General features: G+C 43.1%; 10 protein-coding genes and 1 pseudogene. 4 read left to right on the forward strand and 7 right to left on the reverse strand.

Going from position 1 to position 12,606, the window contains the following annotated elements; genetic code table 11:
* The first annotated feature begins 294 nt into the window (after positions 1 to 294).
* Both H8S84_RS00980 and H8S84_RS00985 read left to right on the forward strand, forming a co-directional pair.
* On the forward strand, positions 295 to 3,096 hold the full coding sequence (locus tag H8S84_RS00980; RefSeq protein WP_187065409.1) for a T9SS type A sorting domain-containing protein: 2,802 nt from the start codon (positions 295 to 297) through the stop codon (positions 3,094 to 3,096).
* A gap of 339 nt (positions 3,097 to 3,435) precedes the next feature.
* Positions 3,436 to 5,877, forward strand: a complete 2,442-nt coding sequence (locus tag H8S84_RS00985; protein ID WP_187065410.1) for an outer membrane beta-barrel family protein — start codon at positions 3,436 to 3,438, stop codon at positions 5,875 to 5,877.
* A 122-nt stretch (positions 5,878 to 5,999) separates the two neighbouring features.
* Here H8S84_RS00985 and H8S84_RS00990 read toward each other — a convergent pair whose 3' ends face one another.
* Positions 6,000 to 6,311, reverse strand: a complete 312-nt coding sequence (locus H8S84_RS00990; protein ID WP_222621548.1) for a hypothetical protein — start codon at positions 6,309 to 6,311, stop codon at positions 6,000 to 6,002.
* A 217-nt stretch (positions 6,312 to 6,528) separates the two neighbouring features.
* Complete coding sequence (locus tag H8S84_RS00995) at positions 6,529 to 7,251, reverse strand: hypothetical protein (protein WP_187065412.1); 723 nt, start codon at positions 7,249 to 7,251, stop codon at positions 6,529 to 6,531.
* A 436-nt stretch (positions 7,252 to 7,687) separates the two neighbouring features.
* Here H8S84_RS00995 and H8S84_RS01000 point away from each other — a divergent pair, with 436 nt between their 5' ends.
* Positions 7,688 to 8,242 carry a fasciclin domain-containing protein gene (locus tag H8S84_RS01000; protein ID WP_187065413.1) on the forward strand — a complete coding sequence of 185 codons (555 nt, stop codon included), beginning with the start codon at positions 7,688 to 7,690 and terminating at the stop codon, positions 8,240 to 8,242.
* A gap of 71 nt (positions 8,243 to 8,313) precedes the next feature.
* On the opposite strand, the gene H8S84_RS01005 is transcribed toward H8S84_RS01000, so the two are convergent.
* Both H8S84_RS01005 and H8S84_RS01010 read right to left on the reverse strand, forming a co-directional pair.
* Positions 8,314 to 8,802, reverse strand: a complete 489-nt coding sequence (locus H8S84_RS01005) for a GAF domain-containing protein (protein WP_187065414.1) — start codon at positions 8,800 to 8,802, stop codon at positions 8,314 to 8,316.
* 247 nt (positions 8,803 to 9,049) lie between these two features.
* On the reverse strand, positions 9,050 to 9,358 hold the full coding sequence (locus H8S84_RS01010; protein WP_187065415.1) for a hypothetical protein: 309 nt from the start codon (positions 9,356 to 9,358) through the stop codon (positions 9,050 to 9,052).
* 296 nt (positions 9,359 to 9,654) lie between these two features.
* Here H8S84_RS01010 and H8S84_RS01015 point away from each other — a divergent pair, with 296 nt between their 5' ends.
* On the forward strand, positions 9,655 to 10,152 hold the full coding sequence (locus H8S84_RS01015) for a cupin domain-containing protein (RefSeq protein ID WP_187065416.1): 498 nt from the start codon (positions 9,655 to 9,657) through the stop codon (positions 10,150 to 10,152).
* Between the two features lie 87 nt (positions 10,153 to 10,239).
* Here H8S84_RS01015 and H8S84_RS01020 read toward each other — a convergent pair whose 3' ends face one another.
* The 3 genes and pseudogenes from H8S84_RS01020 to H8S84_RS01030 form a co-directional block, all read right to left on the reverse strand.
* Positions 10,240 to 10,638 (reverse strand): NUDIX hydrolase, encoded by a 399-nt coding sequence (locus H8S84_RS01020; protein ID WP_187065417.1) that lies wholly within the window; start codon positions 10,636 to 10,638, stop codon positions 10,240 to 10,242.
* A 7-nt stretch (positions 10,639 to 10,645) separates the two neighbouring features.
* Positions 10,646 to 11,539 (reverse strand): annotated as a pseudogene (locus H8S84_RS20335) (phosphorothioated DNA-binding restriction endonuclease).
* A 9-nt stretch (positions 11,540 to 11,548) separates the two neighbouring features.
* Positions 11,549 to 12,472 (reverse strand): phospholipase D family protein, encoded by a 924-nt coding sequence (locus H8S84_RS01030; RefSeq protein WP_187065419.1) that lies wholly within the window; start codon positions 12,470 to 12,472, stop codon positions 11,549 to 11,551.
* Positions 12,473 to 12,606 lie beyond the last annotated feature (134 nt).

Genomic DNA, 12,606 nt, shown 5'->3' on the forward strand with positions numbered 1-12,606 from the left:
TTTGGCAAATCTCCTTAATAAACGTTAATCACCAAAAAAGTTTTTCCCTATAACGCGATTTTATTCAAATGCGCCTATAAATCAATTTATAACTGTTACTTATTCAATACTATGATCTTTTTGAAAGTATCTGGTAAAAAGTATAACTATTTTAAAAATAGCTTGTAAACTTATATTAGCAGCAGTTCCGCTGCTCGACCCTAACTGTTTAGCTGTTACAGCTAATCGGATGTTTTGAGAGCCCCTTTTTTAGTTGTATATGCACCCCTATCCTTAACTCTTTAACCTATAGCTATGAAAACTTTTACCAGATCTACCCTTTGCCTGTTATGTGCTACAGCTCCTGTCAATGTAGGTAGGCAGTCGTTGGCATTAACTTTTTTACTTTCCATTGTATTAACCTCGGTAGGTACAGACAGCTTTGCTCAATTGTCCCGGCACTGGATGACGAATGAGCTTAAAGCAGGAAGCAGTAACGTAGAAGCATACGTGGCACATGCCCTGGATCGTCAGAACAATCTTATTATACTTGGCATAAACGGAACAACTACCTACCCCGGTGGCGTGCCAGTTTCAGATACGCGCATAACATATTACGTGCTTGCTTCATCAGGCACCATACTTACAGCAAAAGTGATAAATCTTGGCAATAATAGTCTGTGGGACACACCTGTTGAGTTGCTCACTGATAAGATAGGTAATAGCTATATTCTTGGTAAAAGTACGTTTTCGGATAAGAGTTCAGAAAGTTTTATTGCAAAAATTACAGAGCGCGGAGAAGTTGGTTGGATAGTAAGCAAGACTGGAGAGCAAAGCATCAAAGACTTTACGTTAGGCCAAGACGGTAACCTCTATTATGTAGGAACAGCTACAGAAGGAGGTAAAACATATGTTCGGACAGTTAAGCTATCCTCTGACGGCAGCGAAGTATGGGATGCTGAGTACTTTGGTAGAGATAATAATGGTGCCACAGCCCAAACGCTTGAAGTAGATAATAATGGCGGTGTTTTTATTGCAACCTATTCTGAAAAATTTATACCGACAGTAGGGTATGAGACCGATGTTATACTTGCCAAATACAACGCTATGGATGGTCGCGAAATATTTGTGGAAAGTTACAAGTCGGGTAAGATTAGCAGCCTATATGATTTTGAGACGCCGGTTAAAATTCTGCCATGTCCGTCAAGCGATGTTTATCTTATAAGCCAGCAGTCGGACCACTACCTGAGCACGCAGATCCTCATCTACAGAATATCAAATAACGGTGAACTGACGTGGCTGAAAGGAGGCGGACAGTTTATAGATTTTAGCCTGAATTCACCAGTTGCTGTCTTTAAAGATATTCTTTTGTCTGAGGACGAAAGCCTGGTGTTGCATGGTATGAATGCGAGGTACAGAAATTTTCCTGAGCATTTCCTGACTAAGTTCAGCAGCTCGGGAGACAGGATGTGGTATCGCAGCTATAATGAATATGACCGATCACTACTCCGGCAGATGACGCCTCACAGCTTAGCTGTTGGTGAAAGCGGTGATATAGCTATAACAGGTAGTACAAGATTCATAAACGTGTTTAATCCATTTCCTCCTATTTATGATGATCTGGAGACAGATGTGATACAAACGATCCTGTATAATAAGGATGGAGAAATACTTTGGAAAGAAAAAGGAGAAAGCCTAACTGGAGGGTTTAGTTTTGGGTATGGTGTTTCGTTTTTAGCCGATGCCGATTTATACCTGGTTCAGTTAGAGAGTGATGCCTCTCAAGGTCCTCCTTCTTATTCTCACATGCTTGCTATGCGATACAGCGCAGGCTGTGTTTCTACTTTACCTGCTACTGCCGGAGAAGACAAGTACATTTGCAATGGAGAGGGAGTTGTGCTCGCAGCGGGTGGCGGTGTAAAGTATAGCTGGTCGCCAGCAGAAGGCCTGAGCAGACCTGACTTATCAAACACCACTGCAAACCCATCAAAGACTACAACATACACCGTAACAGTAACCGACGAGTGCGGCAACGTTGACACAGATGAGGTAACTGTTTTTGTTGGAGAGCAGCCTGTGAACGTGAAATTATACTTGCCGCCAATGGCCAAGCGTGTGGGCTGGCAGGTACGAACCACTGCAGACTTTGGCAGCTTCACGAACTTACAGGGAGCAAACGTACGCTGGACCTGGGGGGATGGCAGTAACAGCACAATTGCTTATACTTTGCCTGATCACAATCGGATTACAGGCGAGCATACGTATCAAAAAGCAGGTATATATACCATAGGACTTGATTTGAGTAAAAGTTGCCTGCGACCGACGTCAGACGATTATACGCAACAAATGATTATATATGACCCAGAGGCGGGATATGTAACAGGAGAGGGAAATATAAAAAACGCCAATGCAGCTCTGCGTTTTATGGACCGTAACAGGATATCAAGCTATACCTTTTCTATCGGTTACGCAGGAGCTTATAGTATACAGCCACAAGGTTACATGAAGGTAATGCTTAATAACAAGGTTGAGTTTAGCAGCACCTCAATAGACTGGCTGGTAATCGATGGTAACAGGGCAGCCTGGCAGGGCTGGGGAACCATTAATGGCATGAGCTACAAATTTGTCTCTACGATAGAAGATGGTGGCCGCCAAGGCAAAAATGACCCTTTTGACAAGCTTCGTTTTCAGATTTGGAGTGCCGGAGGTACCCTTGTATTCGACAACTACTCAGAAGGGGAAGAAGGGCTTAGCCTTACTCAACCTCTTCCAAAGATTATTGTTGGCCAGGTAATGATAAATGGTAATTCTCCGGCTATACTTGCCCAGGAGCAACAAAAGGCATCTGTCGCTTTATCCGAAGAGCCAGTTGCGTATCCAAATCCATTTAGTTCTGAAGTTAGGCTTACTTTTGCTCCTCAAGAAGAAGGAAAGTATGAGGTGGTGCTCTTTGATGCAAGAGGTAGCTTAATAGGTAAGATAGCAACAGGAGAAGCTAGAGTCGGTAAGGCAGTAACTATAGAGATAGACGGTACTCATTTAGCGGAGGGAATTTATTTTGCCCGTTTGTCAGTTGCTGGCTCTGCTAAAACAATCAAACTCCTGCTACAACGTTAGGCGTTGACCCTGAATTAATATAGAAAGGTACAGACTATTCAGCCTGTACCTTTTTTATTATCTGTATAGGTATCTGCAACACAAAATCTCGCTATCTAAAGCGTAATGAATCCTGGTTTCTACATAAAGAGTGTATACTATCGACTGCTCCAATTGTACGAATCCGTACGTAGTATTGTCCGATTTCATACAACAGGCTTTCATAGTATTTTATTTTCATATGTATAAGTTGCTGATTATAAGAATGTTGATTATTGGCATATAAGTTGGTAATGCGGTTTTAGCATAAATCTACTAAAGCAATAATTACCAATTACAATACAGCAACAAAATAAAACTATGAAAAACCTATTTCTACTTTTATCGCTTTTCGTGTTTACTACCGCACAGGCACAACAAAGCAGCATTTCAGGTAAAGTGATTGACGGAGAGAATAAAGCCGTTGGCTATGCAAACGTGCTGCTTCTGAAAGCCGCCGACTCTTCTCTTGTGAAAGGGGCCCTAAGTGAGGATGCCGGTACTTTCCTTTTCGAAGGCATTGCCGCTGGCAAGTATAAAGTGGTGGCCAGTATGGTAGGGCAGGGCAAAGCCAGCAGCGCTGTGTTTACCGTGAATGGTACTGCAGAGACTATCAAACTCGAGCCTATACTTCTGAAGCAAGCCGCTACTAACCTGAAAGAGGTGGTAGTGGAAGGGCAGCGTCCTTTAATTGAGCAGCAGTTTGATAAGACTGTGATGAATGTAGAAAACAGCATTGTGGCTGCCGGCAACACAGCTTTGGATGTACTGGAGAAAGCCCCAGGCATTGTAGTAGACCAGAACGACAACATCAGCATGCGCGGCCGCCAGGGTGTGATGGTGATGATAGACGGAAAGCAGGTACCCATGTCAGGCACTGAACTGGCTAATTACTTAAAAGGTCTTTCTGCCAACTCACTCGATAAGATCGAACTGATCACCAACCCATCCTCCAAGTATGACGCAGCCGGTAACGCCGGTATCATCAACATAAAACTAAAGCGCGACAAGAGCCTGGGCACCAACGGCACATTTTCTACCTCATTTGGACAGGGCCGCTACAGCAAAGGAGACGCAAGCCTGCAGCTGAACCACCGTGCTAAAAAACTAAACGTATTTGGCGGACTTAACTATGCTAACCGCAAAAACTTTAGCGAGCTGGACTTTGTGCGTAACTTCATCAACAGTGGTGAGAAAACCGGTGGTTACGAACAGCAAAACGTGTTTGATTTTACTGTCAAGAACTATAGTGGCCGCTTTGGAGTAGACTATTTCGCATCGCCTAAAACAGTAATGGGTGTAGTGGCAACTGGCTCCATCTTCAGCATAGACCGAAGCAATACCAACAAATCACTCTTCTTTGATGCACAGCGAAATCCATTGCGCAGAGCACTGACAGATGCAGACGTGCTGCACGAACGTGATAATCAGAGTATAAATTTTAACTTAAAGCACACGCTGGATAGCCTGGGCCGTGAAGTTACAGCAGACTTAGACTACATCACATTCCAGAACGGTGATCTACAAGACTTCACGATCCGTAGCCTAACCGTTAGCTCTGAGCCAGTTGGTAACCCCGTACTGTTGCACAGCAACCTGGATGGCAACCTAACCATTAAATCGGCCAAGGTAGATTACGTGCAGCCTTTGCCAGCATTAGATGCTAAGCTGGAGGCCGGTATCAAGAGTAGCCTGGTAAACTCTGACAATGACCAGAAGTTCTACGACCGCACAGATGGCAGAAACGACCTGCTAAATGATAGAAGCAATCGTTTCTTGTACGAAGAGAACATTAACGCCGCTTACCTGAACACAAATAAGAAGTGGGAGAAAGTAAGTCTGCAGTTAGGGCTGCGCCTGGAGAACACTATTGCCAAAGGCGAGCAGCTGGCTGAGGTGGTGAACGAGGATGACCGCGAATTCGACAGAAACTACACGCAATTTTTCCCGAGTGCCTTTGTAGGCTATAACCTGAGCAAGAAACATGAGCTTGGTGTATCGTTAAGCCGCCGTATAAACCGTCCGTCTTACAACCAGCTGAACCCTTTTAAAAATCTGATTGATGCCTTTACTGTGTCGGCAGGTAACCCATACTTAAAGCCGGAACTGTCTTACTCTTTTGAGGTGACGCATACATTCGATAAACGCTTTACAACCAAACTAAGCTATAGCCATACTTCCGATGTAATGGTGCAGGTGCTGTCGCGTGAGAGCGAGGACGACAATGTAGTGATCCAGACTTTCCGTAACCTGGCTAAACTAGATTACTTCGGTCTGACTGCAACAATGCCTTTCTCAGTGGGCAACTGGTTAAATAGTATGAACAATGCCACCGTGTATTACGGCAAGTATAGTGGCCAACTGGGCACCACAACGCTGAATGCCGGTATGCCAACCTTCAACTTCAATTCTAACAACACCGTTAGCCTGAGCAACACCTGGAAAGCGGAGGTGATAGGCACTTACAGAACAAGTGAAGTATATGGTTTCCTAGAGATCGACCCGGTTTGGTCTATGGCAGTGGGTGTGCAGAAGCAGCTGTGGGATAAAAAAGCAACCCTGAAACTAAACGTGTCTGATATATTCTATACAAACAAAATTCATGGTGTTACCCAAATGGCCGATTACACTGAAACATTTGACCAGCGCCGCGACTCACGTGTAGCTACTATCAGCTTCAACTACCGCTTTGGCGGCTCACAGGTAGCGCCGGCACGTCGCCGCACAAGCGGTGCCGAAGAAGAGAAGAATAGGGCGAACTAAGTATAGCCTATACTTTAAAGTGCAACCGCCAAGCAAATTAAAAGGTGGCTGCTTATGTAAATAGAACAAGAGATAGATTTCATACCTGTAAAAAGAGGCGCTCTGCTAGCGCCTCTTTTTATTTACCAGGTGGTGTCGTCGTCGGGGTTTACAAAGCCCTCACCGGGCTTAAAGCGGGTACCTTTGCCATGCAGGTGGTCCCACATATCTTTTTGCATCTTAAGCTGGTCCAGCTCCAGAAATTCCTGCCAGCGTTCCTGATCGTCCTCGCTAAAATAAGCAACTAAGTCGTGTAGGTGCAATTTGCTGCTTTGCTGTAGCTGCTCCTGCAGTTCCGTGTTAGTGCGCAGCATCTGCTCTATCTTTATCCGGAAGTAGGTGTTCAGCTCCTTATAGCGTTCTTCGTCCCAGTTTTCCAGGTTTTTCATGTCCATAGTATTTATACTATACCTAACCAGAAACTGTTCTTGCATGCACTTCAGCTTTCAATCAACCAGTCTTATACAATCGATAGGTAATTGTGTTCCCAAATTTTCAAAGCTGCCTCTTACCTCACCACAATAGTCTGTGAAGAAATTGCATACATATTAGTCCCCCTTTGAAGGGGACAGGGGGATGGCAACCATTACCGATCTACTATCTTTATTTAGCTCAGCCTTTTCTAAACCTGAAGCCAGCACCTAAACTAAAAGAAAAACTGTTGAAAGACGTTTCTCTAAAATCTATACTTTTACTTACCGTATTGCCCTCAACAGTCGTTCCTGAGAAGGTATACTTGCCCATGTCTTCTTTGCCTACATAAAAGTACTGCAGCTGCAGGTCCACGTAAAATCGTTTATTTGCTGGCGAGCTAAAACCGCTCTCCAGCACAAAGCCCGGTTTGCTAAAGCTTCTTTTTGTCTGCTCTGCCTCTGCATAGGCAACATTAGCCTTACCTAAATGAAAGGCAGGGCCTGCACCTGCTCTGAACTGTTTTAATTTTAAAGGAATGTACCCTAAGGCAGCAATCGTGTTAACAGATGTGTTCATGCTGAGCGGCTCAAAGGGATAGGCACTGCCTCGCACGTTGGTATCTCTGTAGTTATATAGGCCCTTAACAACATACTTGCTCATAACAGGTACTTTTATAGCTAACTGAGCTGAGGCTTCCTCTCTTCTAGGACTTTTTTTTAACCCCAGGCTAAAAAAAGAATCAGGACCTCCACTTTCTCCAAAACCACTGTTCTTAATCTCTTTGCGAACAGAGTGGCCTGAACCAAAGAATACGATCCCATTATGAAATGTTATTTCCGGGCTAAATGAGAGCGTATCCTGGCTTGCAAAAGCCGGTGCGCTTAGTACAAACAGCAAGAGGTAGAGTATACTTTTTTTCATAGAGGCCTTTATGAGATTTGCATGTATTGTATACGTTTATTAAAAAATTGTATAATACTTAAAGATAACTTCCCTGTTAACTGAAACACAAAGTATTGCTTACAAACACAAAAGCAGCAAAATCAATTTGCTGCTTTTGTGTTTTAGATATACGTAGCTGCCACATTGCAGCGGCATAGAAACGGTTATTTCTTAGTCGTAGCTGTTCTTTTTCTTTTCCAGTTTGGCTGCTTTCTTTTCCTTATCGGTTTTAGCAGGCTTTTTCTTTACGTCCTTTTTTGCGTCTTGTGACTTTGCCATGATTATAGGGTTAATGGTTTAGCTAAAGGTACATTATTTTTTGATCTTACCAGAAATGAATTCCGTATCTGATAAAACAATTTAAACATTAGTATAAGTCGCTGGTTCATACTTACAACCATCAAAAAAAAAGATTATGAAAAAATTAAGCATCTTCATCTGCGCATCATTCCTGTTATTCGGATGCAACAACACAGAACCAGCTTCGGAAAGCTCAGAGGTAGTAACCGAAGAAACTGAAACCATGGCCACAGAGGAAACCATGGAAACGACTAATCCGGATATTGTAGCGCTTGCTTCCAACAATCCATCTTTGTCAACATTAGTGCAGGCCATACAAGCAGCTGACCTGGCTGGTACCCTACAGGGTGGTGGCCCATACACCGTTTTTGCGCCAACCAATGAGGCCTTTGCAGCCCTGCCAGCCGGTACGCTAGATAACCTGCTGAAGCCAGAGAACAAGCAGCAGCTCGTTGACATCCTGACCTACCACGTAACGGAAGGAAGCGTGATGGCCTCTGACCTGTCGAATGGGATGATGGTGAAAACGCTGAATGGAAAAGACCTGAAAGTAATGCTGAACGGTGACCAGGTGATGATCAACAATGCAACAGTTACATCGCCAAATGTACAGGCATCGAACGGAGTAGTACATGTGGTGGATAAAGTAATTTTGCCTCCAGGCATGTAATTTTACAGCACTTTACATTTTAGACCAGCCGGACAGTTAATGTCTGGCTGGTTTTTTTGTGCCCGGTATACTTATACTTTACCGTTTGCATCATATTCACGCAGGTAGCGGCTCATTTCTTCCCCAATCTTAAGCAGCGCGTTGCTTTCTTCTTCTGTAAAATCGTAGGGCACGGGCTTGGCAATGCCAATTACACCATACAAGTTGCCCTGTAGCAGCATCGGAACAGCAATAGAGCCCTCTACTTTTGTTTCTTTGGCGGCTGGGCGCGCTACACCAGAGCTGTCTGTTTGCAGGTTGCACATTTCAACAGGCTGCCTGCGCTCAGCGGCAATGCCAGCCATGCCTTTGCCAATTGGTATCGCTGCCATCTTTGGAAGCAGAAACTCCGGGATGCCCTGCTGTGCCTGCAGTTTTAGCAGCTCGGTCTCGTTGTCGTAAAAATGGATGGTTCCGGTGGAGCAGTCAAAGGTGAAGATCACCTCTGAAAGAAACTGTTGCCAGTTAACAGGTTTGTCGTGGTTTTGAAGTATGGCAAGTATAGATGATATAGCCGGCATAAGGTAAGGGTAAAATAGTTTACCTACACACTACGGAGAAAGTGGTTAATTGTACTAAAATCTCTCAAACCTGTATCCTTAATTTCGCTTCGGCATACTTGGTTACATGAACTCGCAAGCACAGAAGTTCTGAAGATTAAAGGCAGGGGAGATAATATGTGTATCTAGCAGTTATTCCTGATCAGTTAATACCAGAACGCTGGTGCGCATTCACTTCTTCAAAGTATAAAGCTGGTGAATCAATTTGTCAGGAGTAATGCACCTCGAGTTCGTCAGCCTCCAGGCCGGTAGCAATGCCGTATAGCAAAATCCGGTAGCTGGGGTGTGTAGGGTCGCTTAGCTCTTTTTCCAGTTCGCTGATGGTGGTGCGCAGCGTGTCGCCCTCAAAAAAGCGGAACCACACGGTTTTACCCGCTTCCTCATCTTCATCATCCGACTGCACCTGCAGTTCTATGTACCGCAGCCGCTCAATTAACTCATCCAGATTTATCCGGTTATCCAGAAAATTATTGAAAGCCTCGCTGGCAATAGGAGTGTAGTGGGGTAGCTTCGACATAGGGTGCTGGTAAAGTATAAGCTGCAAGATAGGAAGTATAAACCAATGCTCTCTGTAACGCCCACTTTTAATGATGTTTTTCTTCGTTTACCACCTTAGCAACCATGTGTACTTCACTCCTCATGTAAGTTCATGTATTGTCCACCCCTTCGCTTCAAACATACATGGACGTTTGGTTAAGGTTTACCAAATAGGCTGCTTTTGATAGCTGATAATGAGTAGTATAATCGTATGCTATAAAGGATTGGCACATGCCGGAAGTTATGATCATTTAAAGTATAAAGCTCGAGTAAACTATGGAAAAGAAAGTATCAATAAAGGCTGACGAAGGTGATAAATTTGATTTCGGGGGATTTGGCGTACAGTGGAAGATAGACGGACCTGACACAGGTGAACGTTTTTCCGTTGTGCACCATCCGCTTGCACCGCACGCACTTGCTGCCCCGCTTCATTACCACCACAATGAGGACGAGTATTCTTATGTGATACAGGGAAAACTTGGAGCCATGCTCGGCGACGATGTGGTGATTGCAGAACCAGGCACCTGGGTATTGAAGCCGCGCGGCCAATGGCATACATTCTGGAACGCGGGAGACTCACCGTGCCAGATCATCGAAGTAATATCGCCGGCTGGCTTCGAGAACTTCTTCAGGGAGGTGGCAGCAGCATGGGGAGATATGGAGCGTTTTGTAGCGATCAATAAAAAATACTCCCTGGATATGGACTTTGATAGCGTGCCCCGCTTGTGCGAACGCTTCGGCCTTACCTTTCCGAAGCTGGAGCCAAAGAGCTAGAGAACTAACGCACCGCTCTGCAGTCAGTGTGCTGAAGTATGCAGACCACTGCCTTATGAGCTGGTAGATTGCATCCAGCGCACCTGTTTAAAGAATAAGATATCTTTCTTTCAGCCAGTCAAAAATGATCTGATCAACAGGGGAGGTGAGGTGCTTGTCTTTGTAGCTCAGCCACACCACTTCCTCAATCTCGTTGGCCGCAAGTATGGTACCGGTATAGGCGCTTTGGTAGCAGGTCATTTTTACCTGCACACCTTCCGGGTGGCTGTCGGCCTGTGCCTGGAAAATACCCGTAAACTTCACGCTTTCCTCGATCAGGTTTATACTTAGTTCTTCCTGTATCTCGCGTTGCAGCGTCTGAAAATCTGTTTCGCCGGCTTCGCGTTTGCCGCCTGGTAAGTAGTATTTGGTTCTGCCTTTGCTGCGGGTGCTGAGTATCTTACCGTTTTGGATCTCGATCCAGGCAAGTTTGTCGATAAGGGTCATAGGTAAGTTAACTTCTGTAGCCGCCATTGAACACCTCGTTTACATGCCAGGTGGTAAATTCGGGGTTAGGATAATAGGCTTTCTTTTGCGGTGGTTTGATAGATTGTCCATTGTGCCGGATAAGCCAATCCTGCGCACCGATGCCATTCACCTCATCTGACACCAACATTTTGAGTTCTTCCGTAATTGTAAAGGCTCCCATGTCAAACAGCTTGTGGTGTGTAGCACAAAGAGCCAAACCATTCACCTCTACATCCGGTCCTCCAGCCTGATGCCACTTAGTATGCGCTGCTTCCAATGCTAAAAGTTGATGCCGCAGCCTTACACTGAAACCACAAACTGCACATTGGTACTCATATGCCTTCAATATACTTTCCCGGAAGAGCGGGTCACGTTTGCGAACCTTTCTGATAATATAATTAGGTATTGGTTCAAGGGTTAAGTCTAAGCCAACAGCATCCATTATGTCCTGGTGTAGCGTATCAGGGAAGTTCTGCTCTAGTATAACTTCGGCTAATTGATTTTAGTAGATAAGGATTTTGTCTAAGTTGTTTTGTAATTTCATTTGTGAATTTACCTCTAACATTACTTTCCCTTAATTCTGTTAAGCGTGCATCACCGGATGCATTTATTTTTATTGACTTATCTAATACCCATATGCCATCATTAACTAATCTGGCAAATGGATAATGTGGAGTTGCCTTACTTTTTGGTCTTCCAAAATCTAAAAGTAACTCTTTAAGCTTAGGTTCTATAGTTTTATAAGGTATAAATTCGCATTTTCCACGCTGAATTTCCCCAACACAAGTAACATCAATAGGGGCTTGTGAGGCGCACGTTCGCCGTTACTTTTCCATGTATTTATATTCTGGAAAAGATCAACTAGTTGTTCTTGAGTCACAGTTTAAAATTAATTCAACTGTTGAGATTTTTTCCAGTTCTTAGTTAGAATAGGCTTTTTGAAGCTAGTTGCACCATTAGATGGCTCACCTGAATAGTGGCAGTAATTTTCTGCAAAGTTTTCATTTCTATACTTACTCCAGCTCTGGTAAGCCGGTTTGCTTAATGGACTTTTAGTATTAAAAGGGATTTTTTCGCCTGTTCGGATACAATAACCAGGTTCAAACTGCTTTTGAATAGTATGTTTGGTATTATTATAAATTGGTCCTGCGGAATTTTCTACTTCTTCACGTGTTGGCCTCCCGTTATTTAATTCCTTAAAGTCTATCTCATATGGGAATTCATCTAGCCTTTCTTTACTTTTTGTTAAAGCCTTACCACTGTATAGCTCCTCGGTTCTGTCAAAAAGTACTTTTGAACCTTTAAAGTTATCACTAGACAAAAAATTATACTCATAAATTGGTCTCTTAACATAGGCTACAGCATTTAAATCAGCTATTTCCATGCATTGATTCCATACTTCAGCATCTGGGCTTTTTGAGAATACACTTAATAATTTTGGCTCATATAATACTCCAAACTCTATATTATTTTTAAATGAATAGTCATAAAGGTTAATAGAGGTTAATACTCCCATATACTCATTTGCATAATATTTTGCATGCAGGTTTGAAACATATACGATGCTGATATTAGGGAATTGTTTGAAAAAATCTAAATCAGCTTTATTAAAACTCTTATCTACCCGCCCTTCATTCTTTCCAAATATGAGTGTAATTTGAATTTTAGGATTATCAAGATGCTTTTCGAATAGTTTTTTGAAGTAAGCATCTAGCTTTATATATGGAGAAACTATCATAATTTGACTTTCAGCTTCCCAAATAATGTTATAAACAGCTTCTTCTAGTTCTTTACCTGTAATGAATTTAGACATAATAATTTATTGATTTCTATAATGAAGACTTAAACTTACATATTTGAAAAACAGCAATGTTTTCAGTTAAATTTATAAGTGTCTTAATATCAGATTTTAATAGTAATATTGTTCAAACAACTATTTTAAAGATA

Origin of the sequence: Pontibacter cellulosilyticus, assembly GCF_014306105.1 — a bacterium.
Lineage (GTDB): Bacteria > Bacteroidota > Bacteroidia > Cytophagales > Hymenobacteraceae > Pontibacter > Pontibacter cellulosilyticus.